Below are 21,264 nucleotides of genomic sequence, written 5' to 3'. Positions count from 1 at the left end.
TGTCTCCTGACGATCAAGGTTTATAGCACGCGGCAGGATGGCAGAATCGACAAATAGGCCTTGACAGGCTTGCGTTAACCCTTGCCCCGTCCTGTTTGCCACCACCACGAGCCATTGTCCGACATGCCCCGCCCCATTCTTGCCACTGTTCATGCCGCCGCCCTCAGCCACAACCTGGCCCGTGCCCGCGCTGCTGCGCCGGACGCCCGGGTCTGGGCCGTCGTCAAGGCCAACGCCTACGGCCACGGCATCGAGCGCGTGTTTGACGCACTGCGCAGCGCCGACGGTTTTGCCCTGCTTGACCTGGTCGAGGCCCAGCGTCTGCGTGCGCTGGACTGGCGTGGCCCCATCCTGCTGCTGGAGGGCTGTTTTGACGCGCGCGACCTTGAGCTGTGTTCGCGCCTGGGCCTGTGGCACACCATTCATTGCGACGAGCAGATCGACATGCTGGCGGCCCACAAGACCCAGGTGGCGCACCGCGTCTTCCTCAAGATGAACTCGGGCATGAACCGGCTGGGCTTCACGCCCGAGCGTTACCGTGCGGCCTGGACGCGGCTCAACGCCCTGCCGCAGGTGGAAGAAATTTCGCTGATGACCCATTTCAGCGACGCCGACGGTGCGCGCGGCATCGCCCACCAGTTGCAGGCTTTCGAGGCGGTAACGCATGACCTGCCCGGCGAGCGCACGCTCAGCAACAGCGCGGCCGTCCTGCGCCATGGCCCGGCCATCGCCGAGAAGTCCGACTGGGTGCGGCCCGGCATCGCGGTGTACGGCAGTTCACCCGATTTCCCCGAGCACAGTGCCGCCGACTGGGGCTTGCTGCCGACCCTGACACTGGCGTCGAAAATCATTGGTGTGCAACACCTGGTGGCGGGCGACACGGTGGGTTACGGCTCCAGTTTCACGGCTGACGGCCCGCTGCGCATCGGGGTTGTGGCCTGCGGTTATGCCGACGGTTACCCGCGGCACTGCACGACGGGCACACCGGTGCTGGTGCAGGGCGTGCTTACACGCATGGTGGGCCGCGTCAGCATGGACATGATCACGGTGGATTTGACACCGGTGCCTGATGCCGGTACCGGGTCGGAGGTCACGCTCTGGGGGCGTGCGTCGGGCGGCGCGGTGCTGCCTGTCGATGAAGTGGCGCAGTCTGCGGGTACCGTGGCTTATGAGCTGATGTGTGCTGGGGCTCCGCGCGTGCCGTTTTCTACGGATTGACGCGCTGCATCTCCTGACTCCGATGTCACGGCACTCCGTGGCCCCGTCCGGTAATGTGCCCCCTGTCCTACCCCCTGCCAGGAACCGGTCTGCGTGCAAGGGTTATCGCAATTGGGTCATGACGGCAGGAAGATGCTTAGATAGTCGGGCCCTCTAGCCACGTGGGGCGCACCCGATCGGGCTTGAGCGCCTTGCAGGGCTCCTATTCCTTCACCCCTGCCCGCCGGTTTCCGGCCGCTGGCACTCCACAGGAGATTTCACCCCCATAAACCCTACGCAACCAGATACAGCTGATCAGTTACCCCGGCGCAATCACGGCGGGGAAATCGTGAATGCCGGCGTCAGCTCGAGCTACCCCGGCGGGGGCACCATTATTTTCGAGGGAGCGCATACGCAATCACGTAGTCGCCCGGCTTGGTGTTCGTCGACCCGTGGCCGCCGGCGATGACCAGAAGGTACTGGCGCCCGTCCTCACCGGCGTACGTCATCGGCGTGTCTTGACCGCCGGCTGGAAGGCGACTCTCCCAAAGCTGTTTGCCGTTGGTCACGTCATAGCCCCGCACGTAATAATCCAGCGTACCTGACAGGAAGGCCACGCCGCCTGCGGTCATGATCGGCCCGCCGATGTTCGGCACACCCAGGCGCAGTGGCAATGGAAAAGGCGCCAGATCGCGTACCGTACCGTTGCGGTGTTTCCAGGCGATCATGCCCCCAGCCAGATCGGCGCCTGCCACATAGCCCCACGGCGGCGCAGTACACGGAAAGCCGAGCGGTGAAAGGAAGGGGCCGAGCTTGGCCGCAAAGGGTGCACCAAAATTTTCGTTGAGTGCGGGCAATGCGCCTTTCGGTGGCGCATCGCCTTGCACCAGCAGCGCCGTGTCGTCAGGCCGCGGCACAAGTTTGGAGACAAAAGCCAGGTAGGTCGGCGTGGTGAAGGCAATTTGCCGTTGCGGATCCACGGCAACGCTGCCCCAGTTGAACACGCCAAAGTTACCTGGATAGACAAGCGAGCCCTGCGTTGACGGCGGTGTGAAGCGTCCCTCTTAACGCAGTCGATGAAAGGCGATGCGACACGCCAGCTGGTCGAACATCGTTGCGCCCCACATCTCGGCGCCGGTCAGCCTGGACGGCTCGAAAGAAAGCGCCGTTTTGGGCTGGGTCGCTGCGGTGCGGTCACCCTGCGCCGCGTCTTGTGGCGCAGCAACCTCGGCGACGGCGTTGACAGGGGTGCCGGTGCGGCGGTCGAGCACGAACAACTCGCCCTGTTTGGTGGGCTGCACCAGTGCCGGCACAACGACGCCCGCGATCGTCAGGTCCACCAGGCTGGGCTGGGACGGCACGTCGTAGTCCCAGAGATCGTGATGCACCGTCTGAAACACCCACCGCACCTTACCGGTGACCAGATCAAGCGCAACGACCGAAGACGAATATTTCTCCACCGCTGCGCTGCGCCGGCCGCCCCATTGGTCGGGCGGCTGATTGCCCATCGGGATGTAGACCGTGCCGAGTGCCTCGTCCACGCTGGAGATTGACCAGCTGTTGGGCGAATTGGCGATGTAGCTCTGGCCGGGGGCGACGGGGGCGGACACGTCAGGGTTGCCTGCATCCCAGTTCCACACCAGTGCACCGGTATTGATATCGAACGCGCGGATCACGCCAGATTGCTCCCGGGTTGAAACGTTGTCGAGGACCGTACCGCCGACGATGACCAGCTTCTTCGTGACCACCACAGGCGAGGTGGAGTAATAGGCCCCGCGCCGGGGATTGGGCATATTTGCCAACAGGTCGATCTGCCCGTCGCCCTTTCCGAATGCGCTGCACACCGAACCCTTGTCCGGATCAAGCGCGATGAGGCGGCCATCGGCCGTTGGCATGAAAAGCTTGCCTTGAGGGCAAGCCGAAACCGCGCCTGGTGCTGACGCCACCGGAAGCGTGCCGCCGGATGCGGATGCGGGAACTACCGTCTCAGTTGGCGCTGCAGCCGGCGTGGCGCCCGCGCCGGACGGTGCCTGGTAGGAAAGCCCGCGGCAGGTGAGATGCTGCAAGGCCAGTTCGCCTTCAATGACCGGGTCGTAGCGCCACACCTGAGCGCCGCTCGTCGCATCCAGCGCAATCACCGACTGGTGTGGCGTGCACAGGTACAACCGGTTGCCCACCTTCAACGGCGTGACCTTGAAGGTTGTCTCCACGGGATCACCGGGTTTGCCGCGCATGTCGCCGGTGCGGAATTGCCACGCCACTTCGAGGTTGGCGACGTTGGCTGGCGTGATTTGGTTGAGCGGAGAATAACGTTGGCCCTGTCCCGTGCTGCCGTAGGCATGCCAGTCGCCAGCCGGCATGTCTGCGCCGCTCACCTCTACCGCAGACGTTGGAGGGGCGGCTGGCAGGTCGCCTGTGATTTCGTGCACGTCGCGGGGTAACGAGCCAAGCATGGCCAGCGCCACAGAGGCAAGTGCCACGCTGAGGACGAGACCGCCACGCTGGGTCCACTGGACGAGTTTGCGGGGCGTGCTGGCTGGCGGGGTGGCCTGCCGTGCGCCCGCGAGTGACCGTCGTGTCCAGAGTCCGAGCAGGATCAAGCCGCTGGCGTTGTCCCCATGGCTTTCTTGATGACGCTGCCCATTGTCAAACCTTGAACCAGGATGGAAAAAACCACCACGCAGTAAGTCAGGGCCAGAACAGTTTCGCGTTCCGGACCGCCTGGAAGAGACAGTGCCAGCGCCACCGAGATGCCGCCGCGCAGCCCTCCCCAGGACATGACGTGAGAGGCGCCGGTAGGCAGCGCGAACCAGCCCCGCCCGACCATGACGGGCAAGCCCACCGTCAGCCAGCGCGATGCCAGTGTGATGGCGATGGCCAGCACACCGCCGAGCAACAGGGGCGCCGAGAACGCGATCAGAATCACCTCCAGACCGATCAGCACAAACAGCACGGCATTGAGGATCTCGTCCACGAGTTCCCAAAACATGTCGATGTAGCGCAGCGTGTTGCCAGACATCGCCCGTGCGCGCCCGCCATTGCCGATGATCAGACCGCACACCACCATGGCCAGTGGCCCCGAGATATGCAGATGGCTGGCCAGCGAATATCCACCCATGACGGCGGCAAGCGTCAACAGGACCTCGACCTGGTACTGGTCGATACTTTTGAGCATGCGGTAGACCACATAGCCCAGCAAGAAGCCAAACGCAATGCCGCCCAGGCCTTCGCGCAGCAGCAGGGCTCCTGCAGTCGCCAGTGAAGGCGTGTTGCCGCTTGAGAGTACGCCCAGGAGCAATGCGAAAACAACAACGCCGACGCCATCGTTGAAGAGCGATTCACCGGCAATCACCAGCTCGAGCTCTTTTGGCGCACCTGCGGATTTGAGGATGCCCATCACGGCGATCGGATCGGTCGGGGAAATCAGCGCGCCAAACAGCAGGCAGTGCAGCAGCGGCAACGTGACACCGACGTAGGGCAGGGCTAGCCACATCGCCCCTCCGACGACCGCAGTAGACGCCAGTGTGCCGACGACGGCCAGCGCGCCCACCTGCCACCGGTATTTTTTCAACGCACCGAGGTCGACATGTAGCGCACCTGCGAACAGCAGGAACGACAGCATGCCCTGCATCAGCACATCAGAAAAATCAATCGAGCGAATGAAGGATTCTTCGTACTGGCGCAGCCCGTGGTCCAGGCCAGCCGCATCCAGCCCGACCATGGCGAGGGACAAGGCCAGTGCAATCGCCATCACGCCGATGGTGGTCGGAAGCTTCGTCAAGCGGTGGTTCAAATAGGCGAGAACTGCCGTGAAGACGAGACAGATAGCGGCAATATCCAGCACTGCCGCTAGCCCTGCGTTTGAGTGGAAGCAGCATGCACGCCAATCGCGCCCAGAACCCCGGATGTGGCTGCACGATGAAAGCTCTGGTAGCGCAGATGGACGTCCTCTCGATCAGAGGGGTTCTTTACATCGCGCTGCACGTCTGACCAGACGAGTTCCGCGTGATGCGATAGCGCGGCACGGCGATCGGTTGCAGGTTCGCAAATGATCACGGTCGTCAGGACATCCAAAAGCCTTATCAGCACCGCCGTGTTGGCGGTCGAGTTTTGCCGGATCATGTGAAACATCACATTGACCATGCCCTCATACCCGATGTCTGGGACCACCAGCGCCAACGCCTGCTTGCGCATCGACACGCCGCTGGGCAAGTTCCTGCCGGCCATGTCACAGAGTGTGGCGCCCAGCTGATCCAGAACACTCATCGCCGTGTGTGGATCATTGATGCCGGGAGACAAGGCTCGCACCGCGACTTCCACCAGTTGGCGGATGGCATGTTCTGCGCTGCCGCCGCTGCCCCGCGTCTCACCCAGCGCCGTGGCGCTTCGTATCGCCGCCTCTGCATCCGGCACATGTACGGTCATCAGTGCAATCGGGGCACCGGGAAAGACATAGTCCCCCGGCCGCGTCAGCAAGCGGATGGCCGTTCCATGTTCGGCGGCCCAATTGGCGAGCCCGGTTTCATCCAGCTGTTGCAAGTAGCCGCGCCGGGAATCCATCACAGGCGTTGCCTGCGCCCAGAAACTGGCCGGCGGTGGTTCGGTTTGCTTTTTGTCGGTGAGCAGGTCGCCCATGGCAGAGTGGACATCCGCGCTGACCAAATTCACGACCGTATCCACGTTGATGCGGCTAGCCATGTGGGCGACGAAATACACCAGCGTACCGACGCAAGCCAGCGCGAGCACGATGCCGACGGTCAAGGCGAGGTGCGGCGTGAAAGGCCCCTCTTCCTGCGTGCGAACACTGCGAAGCACCATCAGCGCATACGAGAACGTGCCTAAAAAAGCTCCCAGCGTCAGCTGCACGCCACGGTCGCGGGTGAAGTTGCGCAATAGCCGCGGACCCATCTGGCCAGCCGCCAGCGACAGCGCAGCGATGGTGATTGAAAAGACCGTTCCTGCCACGCCGATGGCTGAAGACGCGATGGTTCCGAGGAGCGTTCTGGCGCCGGTCCCGCCGCCGTTGTAAATCCAGGTGCTGTTCGCCAGCCAAAGCGGCAATACCTCGCTGCGGTCGATGCGCAAAAGCCCGACGGCCAGCAAGATTCCAAGCAGGACAAGTACTGCCGGCACAAGCCAGAAGGTTTCGCTCAAGGCATTCAGAAATTGTCGAAAGCGGGCGATCATGAATGAATGAATGAATGAATGAATGAATAAGTGGCGGCCGCTTGAGGAAAGAGGCACCGAAGTATTTAGTGATCCAGGCGGGATATCCGTAAATCCATCAGGCGCCGAAATTCGCCGCCTGTCCAGCAGATACGAGGGTCATCAAGGGCAAATGGTTGCCCGCCTAGGCTCGACTGCGCCGACCTCCTACGCTGATTGGCGGGGCTCTGCCAATGCCGGGCGGCGGTCAGCACGATAGCTTGGCCGCGTTCGCCAGCGCCGGTTGCCTGTCGATTTGTCCTGACAATCCGGTCTAGTTCGGTTTCAGCGCTTGCGCAAACCCAGCACCATCACCGCACCGACCACCAGCAGCGCCCCGGCCACCTGCACCGGCGCAATCGCCTGGCCCAGAATCAGCCAGGCCAGCACCAGCGCGAACACCGGCTCCACATTCATGATGGCCGAGTTGCCGACCACGCCCAGCTTGGGCAGCACGGTGAACATGATGGTGAAGGCCGTACCGTACAGAAAGGTCAGCGCCGCCAGGCCCCACCAGCCGATGGCTGCCTGCGGCAAATGGAAGCCGCCCTGCACGGCCACGCCCGCCAGCGCAAACAGGCCGACCATGCTCATGGTGGTCAGGGTGCGTACCCGGCCATCGACATCGCCGGCCTCGTGCTGGGTCAGCACCAGCGCCACGCCGAAGGTGGCCGCCGCCGCCAGCGCAAAGGCCACGCCGGTGCCGATGCGGCCCCACTGCCCGGCCGCGCCCAGGCCCGACGCGGCGCCCAGCACGTCGAGCGCCAGCGCCAGCCCGATCAGGATCACCGGCATGGCCAGCAGCAGGGCCCGCTCGGGTGCGCGCCGGTACAGCAGCCAGTCCCACAGCGCGGTCCAGATCGGGTAGGTGTTGAAGGCCAAGAGGGCCAGCGCCACCGGCAGCCGTGCGACGGCCGAATACAGGCACAGGCTCTGCACCGCGATCAGCAGGCCGATGACCGGCAGGATACGTTTGTTGCGCGCGGTGAAGCGCAGGGGCACACGCTGGATGGCCAGCAGGGCCGCCACCGCCAGGGCAGTGACCACGCTGCGGAAGGCCACGGCCGTGGCCACGTCCACGCCGTTGTTAAAGGCCAGGCGCGCCGCCACGTGGTTGGCGCCCATCATCAGCGCGATCAGCAGCAAGGTGGCAAAGGCGGTGCCGCTCAGGGCTCTGCTTTTTGTCATGGGTAGAGATGATGGACGCGGGCGTGCAGCCGGGCCAGGCCCAGCAGCGCGTCGGTGAAGGGGGTGGGCACCTGCGTCAGCTCGCCCAGTTCCTTCACCACGGTGACCAGGGCGTCAAGCTCGACCGCCTTGCCGGCTTCCACGTCCTGCAGCATGGAGGTCTTGAACGCACCCAGCTTGAGCGTCACCGCATGCCGGTCTTCCGGCTGCTGCTCAATCGGGATGCCGATGCGTGCGCCTATCTCTTTGGCTTCGAGCATGATTTTCGAGATGAAGTCGCGCACCAGCGGGTCGCCGAGGATGCGGTCGGTGGTGGCGCCAGTGAAAGCACTGATCGGGTTGACCGTCATGTTGCCCCAGAGTTTGTACCAGGCGTCTTTCTGGATCTGCGCCGACACGCTGGCCGCAAAACCGGCGCGCACCAGCAGGTCTGCCAGCGCCTGCACGCGTGGGCTTTGCGCGCCCGAAGGTTCGCCGATGATGAGGCCGTGGCCGAAATGGTGGCGAATCACGCCGGGTGCATCGACCGAGCAGCTCGCATGCACGACGCAGCCGATGATGTTGGCCGCCGGAATGGCTGCGGCGATTTCGCCGGTCGCGTCCACCGCCTTCAATGTCGTCCCGGCGTAGGGGCCGCCAAAACCCTGGAAGAACCACCAGGGCACGCCGTTCATGGCGGTCAGCACGAGCGTGTCGGGGCCGATCAGCGGTGCGATCTGGCGCGCCACGTCGAGCAGCGCCGGCGCTTTTACCGCGATGACCACGAGGTCCTGTACGCCCAGCGCGGCCGGGTCGGCGCTGGCCTGCACGGCCGCGGAACGTAGGTCTGTTCCGCTGACCACACGCAGGCCGTGGCTGTTCAGCGCGTCCAGCGTCGCGCCGCGCGCCACCACGCTGACGCTGCAGCCCGCCGCCGCCAGTCCGGCGCCCAGCCAGCCACCGATGGCGCCAGCGCCGTAAATACAGGTTTTGTTGATGGTTTTATGAGTCATATTGGCTTCCAGCCCTTTGCCGACGGGCGCAAGGTGCTCTAGTTTTGATAGCTGCTGTCGATCCGGTCGATCTGCCGCACCAGCGCGTCAAAGACATCCTGGCCGGCGCCGAAGGCCGGCTGGAACTGCAGCGCGTCGCGTGTGGATTTTTGCGCCACGGCTTCCGTCACTGGTATCGCCGGGCCCATGCTGAAGGTGGCCAGCTGGATTTCGCAGGCACGCTGCAGCGTCCACAAGATGGCAAAGGCCTGCGGCAGGGTGTGGCCCCAGGTCAGCAGGCCGTGGTTGCGCAGGATCACCGCCTGCCGCATTCCGATGTTGTGGACGAGGCGCGGGCCTTCCTCGGCATGAATGGTGATGCCTTCGAAGTCGTGGTAAGCCACCTTGTCATGCAGCTGGGCCGTGTAGAAGTTGGTCTGCTGCAGGCCGCCCTGCAGGCAGGCGACCGCCACGCCGGCGGTGGTGTGGGTGTGCATCACGCAGTGCGCATCGGGCAGGCCGTCGTGAATCGCTGCATGCACGGTGAAGCCGGCCGGGTTGACCCGGTGCGTCGAGCCATCCAGCACCTGGCCCTGCAGGTCAATCTTCACCAGGTTGGAGGCGGTGACTTCGCTGTAGTGCAGGCCGAAGGGGTTGATCAGAAATTGCTTCTGGTCGCCTGTGACGCTGCCCGGCAAGCGCACCGTGATGTGGTTGTAGATCATCTCGGTCCAGCCGAGCATGGCGAACACGCGGTAACAGGCAGCCAGCTCGACGCGGGCTTTCCATTCGTCGGGGTGCATCCCCGGTTTTTGCAGGACGGCGTTCATGGCGGTCTCCAGTCAATAGGTTTTGTTGACGGGCGCGGGTGCGACCGCTGCCTTGAACGCGGCGGCGAGTGCGCTGGTGGCCCGCACCAGCAGGTGGGTGTCCAGCCCCACGGCCACAAAGGTGGCGCCCAGCTCCAGGTAGGTGCGTGCCGTGGCTTCGTCGGGTGTCAGGATGCCGGCGGCTTTACCTGCCTTGTTGATGCGCGTGATGGCATCGGCAATCGCTGCCTGCACCTCGGGGTGGGTCGGGTTGCCCACATGGCCCATGGACGCCGACAGGTCGGCCGGGCCGATGAAGACACCGTCCACACCGTCCACCGCGGCGATGGCGTCCAGGTTGTCCAGCGCGGTCTGCGTCTCGGCCTGCACCAGCAGGCAGACCTGCGCGTTGGCTTCATGCGCGTACTGCGGGTAGCGCCCCCAGCGCGAGGCGCGGGCGCCGCCCATGCCGCGTATGCCGCCGATGTCCTTGCCCTGCGCGTCGACTTGCGGATAACGCGAGGCACGCACCAGCGCGGCGGCCTGCGCGGGCGTGTCCACCATGGGCACCAGCAGGGTCAACACGCCGATGTCCAGGTACTGCTTGATCAGCGCCTCACCCACATGGCCGTGGCCCATGGGCACGCGTGCAATTGCGTGTGAGCCCGGGTAGCCGGCCATCACCTGCAGTTGCGCCAGGATGCTGTTGATGTCGTTCGGTGCATGTTCGCCGTCGATCAGCAGCCAGTCAAAACCGGCGCCCGCGCAGATCTCGGTGCTGTAGGGGCTGGCCAGACCCAGCCACAGGCCGATCTGCGGACGTTTTTCGATCAGCGCCTGCTTGAAGGGATTCGGGGGTGTTTTCATGAGATTTTTTCAGGTGAAATTGAATTCAAAGCGGCCCAGCGGGCCATAGTCGGCGTCGAAGCGGTCGCCGGCTTTTGCGGTGACCGGCCGGGTGAAGGAGCCTGCCAGCACCACCTCGCCGGCTTGCAGGCATTCGCCCCAGGGCGCGAGTTTCATCGCCAGCCAGGCCACGCCGATGGCCGGGTGGCCCTGCACGCCGGCGGCCAGGCCGGTTTCCTCGACCACGCCATTCTGGCGCAGGATGGCGCCGACCCACGGCAGGTCGATGTCTCTTGGCGCCACCTTGCGGCCGCCCAACACGATGCCGGCATTGGCGGCGTTGTCGCTGATGGTGTCTTGCACCTTGCGCATGGTCTTGCTGTGGCGGTCGAACTGCTCGATGCGTGCGTCGATGATCTCGATCGCAGGCTGCACGCAGTCGGTCGCGTCCAGCACGTCGTCCACTGTGAGGTGTGTGCCCTCCAGTTTTTTCTTCAGGATGAACGCCAGTTCCACTTCCACGCGCGGCGCGATGAAGCGGCTCGCCGGAATGTCGCCAGGTTCGAAAAACATGTCGTCCAGCAGCGTGCCGTAGTCGGGCGAGTCGATCTGGCTGGAGATCTGCATCGCGCGCGAGGTCAGGCCGATCTTGTGGCCCCTGACCACACGCCCGCCGGCGATTTTCATTTGTACCCACGCGCGCGAAATCGCATAGCCGTCCTCGATGCTCATGCCCGGGTAGCGCTTCGAAAAATGCTCGACCTGCACGCGGGTCTTTTCGCTGTGGTCCAGTTCGGCGGCCAGCCGGGCGATGAGTTCGGGGCTGAACATGGTCAGGTTTTCTGGAAAAGAGGGTGAAGGTTGCTGTGTTTGCCGTCGTAGACCTGGCCGGGGCTCTCGTCCACCTGCAGCGTGATGCCCACCAGCTGTTCTTTCATCAGAGGATCCAAATGGGCTGTAGCGCCCGCCAGTAAAGCGTCACCAGCTCTTTTTTTGGTAGCATCCGAGCGGCCCGTGCCCATGCGCAGGTTCAGGTAGACGAAGGCGTAGTCACGCTTGCCGTCGGCCACCGCATAGTGCGCCGCCGGGTAGGCCAGCACCCGCGTGCCGCCGGTGGGGAAGACCTGCTGGCCTTCGTCGTCTTTCACGGCCAGCATGGTGTCGGCCAGTGCGCGGCACAGCGCGGTCATGTCCGTGGCGGCCTCGAGGTTGGGGGTGTAGAGGATGACGAGGTGGGGCATGGCTTGTCCAGTGTCGGTCAGAGCCGGTTCACGGCCTGGTAGCCGTGCGCTGACGAGGCCTGCGCGGCGGGAATGGCGGCGCCGGTCTGCGGCGTGACCGGAAACACCGCATTGATCTGCCCCGTGCCCGAGGCCCCGAAGTAGGGCGTGACCACCTCGGCCTGGCCGTCGTAGTCCGACCAGCCCAAAGCGCCCAGCAGCATGGCTGTGTCGTGCATGAAACCTTCACCGTGGCCCTTGGCGGCGTATTCGGGCAGCATGGCGCAGAAGGTTTTCCAGTCGCCGCGCTGCCACATGCGCACCACTTCCTGGTCCAGTGTTTCGAGGAAGGGACTCCAGATCTTGAAGGCGTAGTCGGGCGCCAGGCCGTTTTGCGCAAAGCGGTGCGACAGCGAGCCGCTGGCAAAAATCGCCACGGTGCCGTCGTACTCGTCTTCAATCGCGCGGCGCAGGGCCCAGCCCAGGCGCGCGCTGTCGTTGAGGTAGTGCGCCTGGCACAGCGCCGAGACCGACACCACCTTGTAGTGCTGGTCGGCGTTCATGTAGCGCATGGGCACCAGCGTGCCGTACTCCGGGTTTAGCGTGGTGGCGTCGTGCGCCAGGGTTTCGACGCCGTGCGTATTGCAGGCTTTGGCCAGCAAATGCCCCAGTGCCGGGTTGCCCGGGAACTCGAAACCCATGTTGCTGATGAAGTGTGGCAGCTCGTTGCTGGTGTACAGGCCCTTGAAGTGCGGCGCGCAGTTGATGTGGTAATTCGCGTTGACCAGCCAGTGTGTGTCGAACACCACGATGGTGTCCACGCCGAGGGCGCGGCAACGCCGGTCGATCTCCTGGTGGCCATTGATCGCGTCCTGCCGCGTGCCCTTGCGCGGGCCGTCCAGCTCGCTGAGGTACATCGAAGGCACATGCGTGATTTTGGCGGCGAGGGCCAGTGTTCCCATGTTCAGGCTCCCCAGTGTGGAATGTGATGGCTTCCCAGTGACACTGCCACGTTTTTCGGTTCACAGAACACCTCGTAACTCCAGGTGCCGCCTTCGCGCCCCGTGCCCGAGGCCTTGGTGCCACCGAAGGGCTGGCGCAAATCGCGTACGTTCTGGCTGTTGACGAAACACATGCCGGCCTCGACCGCGGCGGCAACGCGGTGCGCCTTGCCGATGTTTTCGGTCCAGACATAACTCGACAAACCATACGCCGTGTCATTGGCCAGGCGAATCGCCTCGGCTTCGTCCTTGAACGGGATCAGGCAGGCGACCGGACCAAAAATTTCTTCCTGCGCAATCCGCATCTGGTTGTCCACATCGGCAAACACCGTGGGCAACACGTAGTTGCCTTTTTTCACCCGCGCCGGCAGGTCCGGTGCGCCCAGCCCGCCGCACAGCAAGGTGGCGCCTTCCTTCGGGCCGAGTTCGATGTAGCTGCGCACCTTGGCCAGGTGGCCCTGCGAAATCATCGGACCGATGGTGGTGGCTTCGTCGAGCGGGTCGCCAACCTGGATGCGTTTGGCGCGTTCCACGAACTTCGCAGCGAAGTCGGCGTAAATCGACTGCTGCACCAGAATGCGGCTGCCGGCCGTGCAGCGCTCACCGTTGTTGGAAAAAATCATGAAGACGGCCGCGTCGAGCGCGCGCTCCAGGTTCGCGTCCTCAAAAATCACGAACGGTGATTTGCCGCCCAGCTCCATGCTGAATTTCTTCAGGCCGGCAGCCTGCACGATGCGGTTGCCGGTGGCGGTCGAGCCGGTGAAGGAGATCGCGCGCACATCGGGGTGGCGGCACAGCGGCTCCCCCGCGTCCTTGCCGTAGCCGTGCACGATGTTGAGCACGCCGGGCGGAATGCCGGCTTCAAGGGCGAGTTCGCCCAGGCGCGCCGCGGTCATCGGTGAGAGCTCGCTCATCTTGAGCACCGCGGTGTTGCCAAACGCCAGGCAGGGCGCAACCTTCCAGGTGGCCGTCATGAAGGGCACGTTCCACGGCGAGATCAGCGCGCAGACGCCGGTCGGGTGGTACAGCGTGTAGTTCAGGTGCGTCTCGGTCGGGTAGGTGTGGCCATCGACCCGCGTGCACATTTCGGCGAAGTAATAGAAGTTGTCGGCTGCACGCGGAATCAGCTGTTTGCCGGTCTGTGCAATCACCTGGCCGCAGTCGTTGGTTTCCATCTGCGCGATCTCCGGCACATGGGCAGCGATCAGGTCGCCGAGCTTGCGGACCAGTTTGGCGCGCTGCGGTGCCGCCATGCCGGCCCACTTCGGAAAGGCCTCTTTCGCAGCGGCCACGGCGGCGTTGACTTCGGCCTCGCCGCCGGCAGCCACTTCGGCCAGCACGTCCTGTGTGGCGGGGTTGACGGTTTCGAAGTAGCTGCTGCCGGCCACGGCCCGGCCATTGATGAGGTGATCTATTTTCATATTCATTCAATCGTGTTGAAAAGTTCGCCCAGGCCCTCGATGCTGGTGACCACCACGTCACCAGGCCGGCAGTCCACCACGCCGTCGGGTGTGCCGGTCAGAATCAGGTCGCCGGGCTGCAGGGTCATGAAGCTGCTGAAATATTCGATCAAAAACGGCACATCGAAAATCATGTCGCGTGTGTTGCCGGACTGCGTGACTTTTCCGTTGACCGTGGTCTGCAGCGCCAGCGCCATGGGATCCGGCACATCGGCCGCGTCCACCAGCCAGGGGCCGAGCGGCGTGCAGGTGTCGCGGTTTTTGACACGCAGGTTGGGCCGGTACCAGTTTTCCAGGTAGTCACGGATGGCGTAGTCATTGGCAATGGTGTAGCCGGCGATGAAGTCACAGGCGTCGTCGCGTTTGACCTTCTTTGCGGTCCGTCCGATGACGACCGTGAGTTCACATTCGTAATGCATGAACTGCACATCGGCCGGCCGGCGTGTGAGCTGCCGGTGGCCGGTCAGCGTGCCTTCGCCCTTGATGAAAACCAGGGGTTCTTCGGGCGCCTTGAATTCAAGCTCTTTCGCGTGGTCGGCGTAGTTCAGGCCGAGGGCGAGAATGGTGCGCGGGCGCGGCGTGGGCGCCAGCGGCGGCAGCCAGGTGATGGCGTCTTCACGGACGTGCCGGCCGTCAACGAGCTGCAGCCGGCCATCACGCTCGATGGCGTGCTGGGCTTTGCCCTCATGAACAATGCGGGCGTGTTTCATGAGGATGTGGCCCCCACGCTCCGCACTGGCGTGTCGTCACTGCCCCCCGCGGGGGCGCTCACGCCTTGGGTCGGCCCGGCGGCACTCGGCTCCTCAATGAGCGTATTGCTCAGGGTGCCGAAGTTGGCCGCACTGATATCGATGCGATCGCCTGGTCGGGCCAGCGGCCGGCCTGCATCGCAGCCCAGCATCAGCACATCGCCAGCGTGCAGGGTCATGAATTCACCGACATCGGCCAGCAGCCGGGTGGCATCGCGCACCAGATGGTTGAAGTTCACGGTTTGTCTGAGTTCGCCGTTGATGCGAACCTCCAGCATGAAGCCCGAAGGATCGCCCGCTTCGCTGGCAGGCACCAGGCGCTCGGCTATGCCCAGAAAGCCGTCCAGGCATTTGAATTTGACGGGCGGCCGGAAAAAGCTGGCGTGCGGCACGGACAGGTCGTTCATCAGCACATAGCCGGCAATCTTGCCGGCCGCGCCCATCACCATCGCGATGGTGGCGCCGATCTCGACCTCGGGAACCCGTGCCGGCACGGTGATGGCCGCGCCATGGGCACTCCAGGTATTGGCCGTTTTCACATACAGCACGGGCGCTTTCGGCGGCGCCTTGTAAGGCGGCTGGTTCATCTGCGGCGCCAGCGCCTCGACTTCTGCGCGAAAGTTCAGCAGCGTGCCGTAAACCGTGCCGGAAGGCATCCAGCTCATGGCTGCTCCAGTTCAATCAATTGGTCGAGCAGTTCATAGAGCTGTGCCAGGCTTTGCTTTCCCAATGTTTTTTCCATCCAGGCGTAGTGCGCCTCTATCGTCTGCGACAGGGTCTCGACCAACTGCACGCCCTTGTCCGTGGCTTCGACCACGGTGCGGCGTTGGTCGGCCGGGTCCCGCGCGCGGCGGATCAGACCGTCGCGTTCCATGCGGGTCAGCACGCCAGTCAGGCTGGGGCCGAGGATGAAGGCTTCCCGCGCGACCTTGCCGGTTTCCACCACGCCGTGTTCGCCCAGCACCCGCAGTACGCGCCACTGCTGGTCGCTCAGGGCGTGCTCGCGCAGGCGCGGCCGGGTATGCGCCATCACGGATTCGCGCGCCTGCAGCAGCAGGCGGGGCAAATTGCGGTGGGTAAAAGGGGTGGTCATGTGGAAGGCTGAAATTATTTAACATGTTAAATGAAATGATGCTTTCCTGCCCAGTCCTTGCCTGCCGGGATTTACCCGTACTGTGAATAACTACAGTAATATCACCTCATGGCCAAAGACAAGACGATTTATACCTGCACCGAATGCGGCGGCACCAACCCCAAATGGCTGGGCAAGTGCCCGCATTGCGGCGCCTGGAATACCTTGATCGAATCCGTCGCGGAAAGCCAGTCGCCGGTGAAAAACCGCTTTGCTTCACTGGCCAAGCCGTCGGAAGTGGCGACCCTGGCTGACATCGAAGCGACCGACATGGCACGCACACCCACCGGCCACGAGGAACTGGATCGCGTGCTCGGCGGCGGCATTGTCGAAGGCGGGGTGGTGCTGATCGGGGGCGACCCGGGCATCGGCAAGTCCACGCTGCTGCTGCAGGCGCTGGATTCACTGCAGCGCGCGGAGCTCGACACGCTTTACGTCACCGGCGAGGAAAGCGGCGCCCAGGTGGCGCTGCGCTCACGCCGCCTCGGGCTGGACGGCTCGCAAGTCAAGGTGCTGGCGGAGATCCAGCTGGAGAAAATCCTAGCTACGCTGGAGGCCACGCGGCCGGCCGTGGCCGTGATCGATTCCATCCAGACCGTGTATTCCGAGCAGCTCACATCGGCGCCGGGCTCGGTCGCCCAGGTGCGGGAATGCGCCGCCCACCTGACGCGCGCGGCCAAGGCCAGCGGCGTCTGCATCATCCTGGTCGGCCACGTGACCAAGGAAGGCGCGCTGGCCGGCCCGCGCGTGCTGGAGCACATGGTGGACACCGTGCTCTATTTCGAGGGCGATACCCATTCGAGTTTCCGGCTGGTGCGGGCGATCAAAAACCGCTTCGGCGCGGTCAACGAGATCGGCGTGTTCGCCATGACCGAAAAAGGCCTCAAGGGCGTGAGCAACCCCAGCGCCATCTTTTTGAGCCAGCACAGCGAGCCGGTGCCCGGCAGCTGCGTGATGGTGACCTTGGAAGGCACACGCCCGCTGCTGGTGGAAATCCAGGCACTTGTAGACAGTGGCGGCCCGAGTCCGCGGCGTCTGTCGGTGGGCCTGGACCGGGACCGCCTGGCCATGCTGCTGGCGGTGCTGCACCGCCACGCGGGCATCGCCTGCATGGACCAGGACGTGTTTGTCAATGCCGTGGGCGGGGTGCGCATCAGCGAGCCGGCGGCCGACCTGGCGGTGATGCTGGCCATCACCTCCAGCCTGCGCGGCAAGCCGCTGCCCAAGGGTTTTATCGCTTTCGGCGAGGTGGGGCTGGCCGGCGAGGTGCGGCCCGCGCCGCGCGGCCAGGAGCGGCTCAAGGAAGCGGCCAAGCTGGGTTTCAGCGTGGCGGTGGTGCCCAAGGCCAATGCGCCGAAAAAGCCGATTGAAGGCCTGACCATCCATGCGATCGATCGTGTGGAGCAGGCGATCGAGGTCGTGCGAAGCCTCGCATAGTGGGAGCCGCCATGGCGGAGGCGGCTCAAATGCTATTAAATATATAGCTGTTGGCGCCCGCTCCGCCTGGGCTGAAGGCCGATTTCTCTTGAAGAAACATGCAGTCACGGCCATGCGGTCTTCCCTACGCACTCCCCGCAGCCAGGCGGCGCGCGGCGCCTGCGAAAATAGCGCCATGAACTTCCAGAAAATTTTTGTTCCGATTGCCGGCGTTGCCGTGGTGGTGCTGGCTTACCGCGGTTTCGGCTGGGCCGGTGTAGCGGCTGCGGTCGGCGGCCTGATGATGTGGCTGCTGCTTCACTTCACCCGCATGATGCAGGTGCTCAGGCGCGCGGCCAACCGGCCCATCGGTTATGCCGACAGCGCCGTCATGCTCAATGCCAAGCTCAAGCCGGGCATGACGCTGCTGCATGTGGTGGCCATGACCCGAAGCCTGGGGGCGCTGCAATCGGACAAGGACGCCCAGCCCGAGGTGTTTCGCTGGACCGATGGCAGCCAGTCACATGTCACCTGCACCTTTGTGGGCGGCAAGCTGGCACACCACGAGCTTTTCAGGCCGACGGTGGCCGATTCGCTGCCTGCCGCTGGCAGCCCGCCGCCCGGCCCGTAAAATCAGCGTTTCGGGTTTTCAGCCGGTTCTCCGGTCCGGCCAGCGGCCGACGACGGGCCAGCGGCCGGGAAACCTCTCACGACATTCACCACAGGATCAGTACCATGTCCCCAGTAGCACCCTCCATGGAAGACCGCGACGGCAAAATCTGGATGGACGGCCAGATGGTCGAATGGCGCGACGCCAAAATCCACGTCCTGACGCATACCCTGCACTACGGCTGCGGCGCATTTGAAGGCGTGAGGGCTTACCAACTGCAGGACGGCAGCACCGGCATCTTCCGCCTGGAAGAACACACCGAGCGCCTGTTCAACAGCGCCAAAATCCTGCGCATGAAAATTCCGTTCACCCCGGCCGAGGTCATGCAGGCCACGCTGGATGTGGTGCGCGTCAACAAGCTGCCAAGTTGCTACATCCGACCGTTGACCTGGATTGGTTCTGAAAAACTGGGCGTCTCGCCCAAAGGCAACACCATCCACCTGATGATCGCGGCCTGGCCCTGGGGTGCGTACCTGGGCGACGAAGGCTTGCGGCGCGGCATTCGCGTGAAAACCTCCAGCTTCACGCGGCATCACGTCAACATCACCATGATCCATGCCAAAGCGGTCAGCAACTACACCAACTCGATCCTGGCCAACATGGAAGCCACCGACGAAGGCTACGACGAAGCGTTGTTGCTGGATCCGCAGGGCTTTGTGTCCGAAGGTGCGGGCGAAAACGTGTTTGTGGTGCGCAAGGGGGTGGTGTACACGCCTGACTCCAGCGCCGGCGCCCTCAACGGCATCACCCGCAACACGATCTTTTCAATCTGCGCGGACCTTGGCATCGAGATTCGCGAAAAGCCGATCACGCGCGATGAGATCTATATCGCCGATGAAGCGTTTTTCAGCGGTACCGCCGCCGAAGTCACGCCGATCCGTGAGCTGGACCGCGTCGAGATCGGCAACCGGGGAGACGGCGGCTCACGCGGCCCCATCACCGAAAAAATCCAGAGCGCCTTTTTTGACATCGTCAACGGCCGCAATCCGAAATACGCCGGCTGGCTCGCCAAGGTCTGATCATGAGTACCTCTTTCATCGTTGAACTGCTCGCCGGCGACCTCAACCCGCAAGGCGGCGTGTTCTGCCCCAGCCCCAAGGCCGAGATGGCGGTGTGGAACAGCCACCCCAAGGTCTACCTTGATGTGGCGCGCACCGGCCAGGCCAAGTGCCCTTACTGCGGCACGCTGTACAAGCTCAAGGACGGCGAGCACGTCAGTGGTCATCATTGAGTTGGCCCTGTCTTGCCGTTCGGGCTGAGACTGTCGAAGCCTGCTCCCGCCATGGCAGTTTGCAAACATCCTTCGACAAGCTCAGGGCGAACGGAAAGCCATGCAGAATAATTCAGGCCGCACGCTGATCGTTGCACCGCAGTGGATAGGCGACGCGGTCATGACCGAGCCCTTGCTGCGTCGCCTGCACGCGCGCGGCGAGCAACTTACTGTCGGCGCGCTGCCCTGGGTGGCGCCGGTGTACCGCGCCATGCCGCAGGTGCACGGGGTCATCGAATTCCCCTTTGCCCACGGCGGGTTGCAGCTGAAGGGGCGCCGCGCGCTGGCGAAGCGGATCGCGGGCCAGTTCGACACCGCCTACGTGCTTCCCAATTCGCTGAAAAGCGCCTTGTTGCCCCTGCTGGCCGGTATCCCCAAACGTGTCGGCTACCTCGGGGAGGCGCGTATCGGCCTGCTGACGCACCGCCTGAAAAATCCGGCCAAAGGCCAGCGCCCGCCCATGGTGGCGTTTTATTCAGCGCTCAGCGGCGACACCGACCTGGACGCGGACCGGCCGCAATTGCAGATGCCCGCGGCCGAGGTGGCGCAGGCGCTGGCCGAACTCGGCCTTGCGCGCGGTGGTTATGACGTTTTTGCGCCGGGCGCGGAATACGGGCCGGCCAAGCGTTGGCCCGCTGCGCATTTTTCCGAACTGGCGCAAAGCCTGGCGCTGCCGGTGGTGTTGCTGGGCTCGGGCAAGGAAGCGGCGTTGTGCGAGGAGATCGCCAGCGCCGCGAATGCGGTGCGACCCGGTGCCTGCATCAATCTGGCCGGCAAGACCACGCTGGTGCAGGCGCTGTGCGCCATCGCGGCGGCGCGCCAGGTGGTCAGCAACGACTCGGGCCTGATGCATGTGGCGGCGGCCTTTGGCGTACCGCAGGTTGCCATCTTCGGTTCCTCGAGCCCGCTGCACACGCCGCCGCTGAGTGCAAAAGCCACGGTGCTCTGGCTGAAGAACGATGCGGCCTACCAGCCACCGCTCGATTGCGCGCCCTGTTTCGAGCGCGAATGCCCGCTGGGCCACACGCGCTGCCTGAACGACATCAGTGCGGCGCGGGTGCTTGCGGCACTGGCGTCCTGACGCTTGGGGAAACGCTGAACAAGTCCCCTGCGGCGCGCGATCAGCCGGGCTCGGGCGGCCTGCTGCGTTGAATTTCTTGCCAATAGCCAGCTATTGGCTGCCAAATCCGCCTTGCATCCCATCCCGATCCGGCTGCCGCGCCTCCGCAAGGACTTATTCAGCGCTTCCTTAGGCCGGAAAGGCCGCCAGGGCGCTGAAGTCCGGCTGGGGTTGGCCCGGCGTGCGCGCCACATTCATCACCCAGCAGACCATCGTGAAGTAACCGACCAGCGTGGTCAGCTCCACCACACCCTGTTCGCCAAAGAGCGCCAGGGCTGCGGCGTACGAACTGTCGCTCACGCCGTGGTGCTGCAGCAGCTCGGTCACGAAGTCCACCATGGCCGCTTCGTCAGCAGCGGTGCTGTGCGGGTATCGGCCTGCGGCGATGGCCTCCAGGCTGTCCTGCGGCACGCCGGCCTTGAGCGCCAGCGGCGCATGCATCAGCCATTCGAACTGGTTGGACACATGGCGCGCGACCAGACACATCGCCAGCTCACGGATGCGCACCTCCAGCACGCTGTCAAAGCGCAGGTACTCGCCCACCTGGCCGACGCGCGACATCAGCGCCGGACTGCGCAGCAGGGGAATGAAGGGGCCGAACACGGCCTTGCGCGGCCCGGCAATCAGGGCCTCGGCCGCTTCACGCTGCGCGGCGGACATGGCTTCGGCCGGCAGCATGGGGAGCCGCTCCGGGGCCGGGAGGGAGAAGCCCTGGCTCGCGGGCCTGGACGGAGGGTGGGTGTTCACGCTGAAACTCCTGCAATGAAGTAGCTGGCGATGGTAACCCGGGGAAAACGAGACACCGGCAGGTGTAGCGGGGCAAAAAAAAGGCCACCTTTCGGTGGCCCTGCCAGGTCTTTTGAGGGACGTCGTTGAGACTGATGATCTGTTGACCGATTTCGAGTCTTCCGCTTTCTTTTTTTCAGCGATCGGTGTTGTCACAGCAACACCTTGACTTTAAAGGGGGGATAGTTTTTCTGGCATCCCCTATTTGGGGGAGGGATGTCGCT

20 protein-coding genes and 1 pseudogene are annotated in these 21,264 nt (G+C 64.2%); 6 read left to right on the top strand and 15 right to left on the bottom strand.

Translation table 11 applies throughout. The features are described from left to right. Positions 1 to 123 precede the first annotated feature (123 nt). Positions 124 to 1,218, top strand: a complete 1,095-nt coding sequence (alr, locus tag PSV26_RS22170; RefSeq protein WP_300574205.1) for an alanine racemase — start codon at positions 124 to 126, stop codon at positions 1,216 to 1,218. Between the two features lie 371 nt (positions 1,219 to 1,589). On the opposite strand, the pseudogene PSV26_RS22165 reads toward alr, so the two are convergent. The 14 genes and pseudogenes from PSV26_RS22165 to hpaR all read right to left on the bottom strand — a co-directional run. Continuing rightward, positions 1,590 to 3,683 (bottom strand): annotated as a pseudogene (locus tag PSV26_RS22165) (membrane-bound PQQ-dependent dehydrogenase, glucose/quinate/shikimate family); the annotation flags it as partial. A 110-nt stretch (positions 3,684 to 3,793) separates the two neighbouring features. Further along, complete coding sequence (locus PSV26_RS22160) at positions 3,794 to 4,978, bottom strand: sodium:proton antiporter (protein WP_300512062.1); 1,185 nt, start codon at positions 4,976 to 4,978, stop codon at positions 3,794 to 3,796. Positions 4,979 to 5,046: 68 nt separating this feature from the next. After that, positions 5,047 to 6,384, bottom strand: a complete 1,338-nt coding sequence (locus PSV26_RS22155) for a DUF2254 domain-containing protein (protein WP_300574203.1) — start codon at positions 6,382 to 6,384, stop codon at positions 5,047 to 5,049. Between the two features lie 303 nt (positions 6,385 to 6,687). Then, positions 6,688 to 7,590, bottom strand: coding sequence for a DMT family transporter (locus tag PSV26_RS22150; RefSeq protein WP_300512064.1), 903 nt, complete (start codon positions 7,588 to 7,590; stop codon positions 6,688 to 6,690). After that, the gene (locus PSV26_RS22145) at positions 7,587 to 8,582 is read right to left on the bottom strand and encodes a 2-dehydropantoate 2-reductase (protein WP_300512065.1); all 996 of its coding nucleotides are present in this window, start codon (positions 8,580 to 8,582) and stop codon (positions 7,587 to 7,589) included. The genes PSV26_RS22150 and PSV26_RS22145 overlap by 4 nt, the downstream gene beginning before the upstream one ends. A gap of 38 nt (positions 8,583 to 8,620) precedes the next feature. Beyond that, positions 8,621 to 9,391 carry a class II aldolase/adducin family protein gene (locus PSV26_RS22140; protein ID WP_300512066.1) on the bottom strand — a complete coding sequence of 257 codons (771 nt, stop codon included), beginning with the start codon at positions 9,389 to 9,391 and terminating at the stop codon, positions 8,621 to 8,623. 12 nt (positions 9,392 to 9,403) lie between these two features. Then, positions 9,404 to 10,237, bottom strand: coding sequence for an HpcH/HpaI aldolase/citrate lyase family protein (locus PSV26_RS22135; RefSeq protein ID WP_300574201.1), 834 nt, complete (start codon positions 10,235 to 10,237; stop codon positions 9,404 to 9,406). A gap of 9 nt (positions 10,238 to 10,246) precedes the next feature. Continuing rightward, entirely contained in the window at positions 10,247 to 11,047 is an 801-nt protein-coding gene (hpaH, locus tag PSV26_RS22130; RefSeq protein ID WP_300574198.1) for a 2-oxo-hept-4-ene-1,7-dioate hydratase, read from the bottom strand. Positions 11,048 to 11,049: 2 nt separating this feature from the next. After that, on the bottom strand, positions 11,050 to 11,457 hold the full coding sequence (locus PSV26_RS22125) for a 5-carboxymethyl-2-hydroxymuconate Delta-isomerase (RefSeq protein ID WP_300574195.1): 408 nt from the start codon (positions 11,455 to 11,457) through the stop codon (positions 11,050 to 11,052). A 17-nt stretch (positions 11,458 to 11,474) separates the two neighbouring features. Continuing rightward, positions 11,475 to 12,398, bottom strand: a complete 924-nt coding sequence (gene hpaD, locus PSV26_RS22120; RefSeq protein ID WP_300574193.1) for a 3,4-dihydroxyphenylacetate 2,3-dioxygenase — start codon at positions 12,396 to 12,398, stop codon at positions 11,475 to 11,477. 2 nt (positions 12,399 to 12,400) lie between these two features. Next, positions 12,401 to 13,858 carry a 5-carboxymethyl-2-hydroxymuconate semialdehyde dehydrogenase gene (gene hpaE, locus PSV26_RS22115; protein ID WP_300574190.1) on the bottom strand — a complete coding sequence of 486 codons (1,458 nt, stop codon included), beginning with the start codon at positions 13,856 to 13,858 and terminating at the stop codon, positions 12,401 to 12,403. 2 nt (positions 13,859 to 13,860) lie between these two features. Beyond that, the gene (locus PSV26_RS22110; RefSeq protein ID WP_300512072.1) at positions 13,861 to 14,607 is read right to left on the bottom strand and encodes a fumarylacetoacetate hydrolase family protein; all 747 of its coding nucleotides are present in this window, start codon (positions 14,605 to 14,607) and stop codon (positions 13,861 to 13,863) included. After that, entirely contained in the window at positions 14,604 to 15,311 is a 708-nt protein-coding gene (locus tag PSV26_RS22105) for a fumarylacetoacetate hydrolase family protein (protein ID WP_300574187.1), read from the bottom strand. Before PSV26_RS22105 ends, PSV26_RS22110 begins: the two co-directional genes overlap by 4 nt. Further along, entirely contained in the window at positions 15,308 to 15,739 is a 432-nt protein-coding gene (hpaR, locus tag PSV26_RS22100) for a homoprotocatechuate degradation operon regulator HpaR (protein ID WP_300512074.1), read from the bottom strand. Before hpaR ends, PSV26_RS22105 begins: the two co-directional genes overlap by 4 nt. 108 nt (positions 15,740 to 15,847) lie before the next feature. Between hpaR and radA the strand changes: the two genes are divergently transcribed. From radA to waaF, 5 genes are all read left to right on the top strand, one after another. Beyond that, positions 15,848 to 17,215: a DNA repair protein RadA gene (gene radA / locus PSV26_RS22095; protein WP_300574184.1), complete on the top strand. Its 1,368-nt coding sequence runs from the start codon at positions 15,848 to 15,850 to the stop codon at positions 17,213 to 17,215. A 175-nt stretch (positions 17,216 to 17,390) separates the two neighbouring features. Next, positions 17,391 to 17,825, top strand: coding sequence for a glycerate kinase (locus PSV26_RS22090; protein ID WP_300512078.1), 435 nt, complete (start codon positions 17,391 to 17,393; stop codon positions 17,823 to 17,825). A 104-nt stretch (positions 17,826 to 17,929) separates the two neighbouring features. Further along, positions 17,930 to 18,883, top strand: a complete 954-nt coding sequence (locus PSV26_RS22085; RefSeq protein ID WP_300512079.1) for a branched-chain amino acid transaminase — start codon at positions 17,930 to 17,932, stop codon at positions 18,881 to 18,883. Between the two features lie 2 nt (positions 18,884 to 18,885). After that, complete coding sequence (locus PSV26_RS22080; protein ID WP_300574181.1) at positions 18,886 to 19,095, top strand: zinc-finger domain-containing protein; 210 nt, start codon at positions 18,886 to 18,888, stop codon at positions 19,093 to 19,095. A gap of 100 nt (positions 19,096 to 19,195) precedes the next feature. Continuing rightward, positions 19,196 to 20,215, top strand: a complete 1,020-nt coding sequence (gene waaF / locus PSV26_RS22075) for a lipopolysaccharide heptosyltransferase II (protein ID WP_300574178.1) — start codon at positions 19,196 to 19,198, stop codon at positions 20,213 to 20,215. 168 nt (positions 20,216 to 20,383) lie between these two features. Here waaF and PSV26_RS22070 read toward each other — a convergent pair whose 3' ends face one another. After that, the gene (locus PSV26_RS22070; protein ID WP_300574175.1) at positions 20,384 to 21,001 is read right to left on the bottom strand and encodes a carboxymuconolactone decarboxylase family protein; all 618 of its coding nucleotides are present in this window, start codon (positions 20,999 to 21,001) and stop codon (positions 20,384 to 20,386) included. Between the last annotated feature and the right edge of the window lie 263 nt (positions 21,002 to 21,264).

It is taken from the genome of Polaromonas sp. (assembly GCF_029945685.1).
GTDB lineage: Bacteria > Pseudomonadota > Gammaproteobacteria > Burkholderiales > Burkholderiaceae_C > Polaromonas.
Note: the sequence above shows the minus strand (reverse complement) of the source record. Positions and strands in the feature narration are given on the sequence as shown.

Bases quoted from the DNA above. Each gene is read 5' to 3' on its own strand.
- alr (WP_300574205.1), top strand. From the start codon at position 124: ATGCCCCGCCCCATTCTTGCCACTGTTCATGCCGCCGCCCTCAGCCAC.
- PSV26_RS22155 (WP_300574203.1), bottom strand. From the start codon at position 6,384: ATGATCGCCCGCTTTCGACAATTTCTGAATGCCTTGAGCGAAACCTTC.
- PSV26_RS22150 (WP_300512064.1), bottom strand. From the start codon at position 7,590: ATGACAAAAAGCAGAGCCCTGAGCGGCACCGCCTTTGCCACCTTGCTG.
- PSV26_RS22145 (WP_300512065.1), bottom strand. From the start codon at position 8,582: ATGACTCATAAAACCATCAACAAAACCTGTATTTACGGCGCTGGCGCC.
- PSV26_RS22140 (WP_300512066.1), bottom strand. From the start codon at position 9,391: ATGAACGCCGTCCTGCAAAAACCGGGGATGCACCCCGACGAATGGAAA.
- PSV26_RS22135 (WP_300574201.1), bottom strand. From the start codon at position 10,237: ATGAAAACACCCCCGAATCCCTTCAAGCAGGCGCTGATCGAAAAACGT.
- hpaH (WP_300574198.1), bottom strand. From the start codon at position 11,047: ATGTTCAGCCCCGAACTCATCGCCCGGCTGGCCGCCGAACTGGACCAC.
- PSV26_RS22125 (WP_300574195.1), bottom strand. From the start codon at position 11,457: ATGCCCCACCTCGTCATCCTCTACACCCCCAACCTCGAGGCCGCCACG.
- hpaD (WP_300574193.1), bottom strand. From the start codon at position 12,398: ATGGGAACACTGGCCCTCGCCGCCAAAATCACGCATGTGCCTTCGATG.
- hpaE (WP_300574190.1), bottom strand. From the start codon at position 13,858: ATGAAAATAGATCACCTCATCAATGGCCGGGCCGTGGCCGGCAGCAGC.
- PSV26_RS22110 (WP_300512072.1), bottom strand. From the start codon at position 14,607: ATGAAACACGCCCGCATTGTTCATGAGGGCAAAGCCCAGCACGCCATC.
- PSV26_RS22105 (WP_300574187.1), bottom strand. From the start codon at position 15,311: ATGAGCTGGATGCCTTCCGGCACGGTTTACGGCACGCTGCTGAACTTT.
- hpaR (WP_300512074.1), bottom strand. From the start codon at position 15,739: ATGACCACCCCTTTTACCCACCGCAATTTGCCCCGCCTGCTGCTGCAG.
- radA (WP_300574184.1), top strand. From the start codon at position 15,848: ATGGCCAAAGACAAGACGATTTATACCTGCACCGAATGCGGCGGCACC.
- PSV26_RS22090 (WP_300512078.1), top strand. From the start codon at position 17,391: ATGAACTTCCAGAAAATTTTTGTTCCGATTGCCGGCGTTGCCGTGGTG.
- PSV26_RS22085 (WP_300512079.1), top strand. From the start codon at position 17,930: ATGTCCCCAGTAGCACCCTCCATGGAAGACCGCGACGGCAAAATCTGG.
- PSV26_RS22080 (WP_300574181.1), top strand. From the start codon at position 18,886: ATGAGTACCTCTTTCATCGTTGAACTGCTCGCCGGCGACCTCAACCCG.
- waaF (WP_300574178.1), top strand. From the start codon at position 19,196: ATGCAGAATAATTCAGGCCGCACGCTGATCGTTGCACCGCAGTGGATA.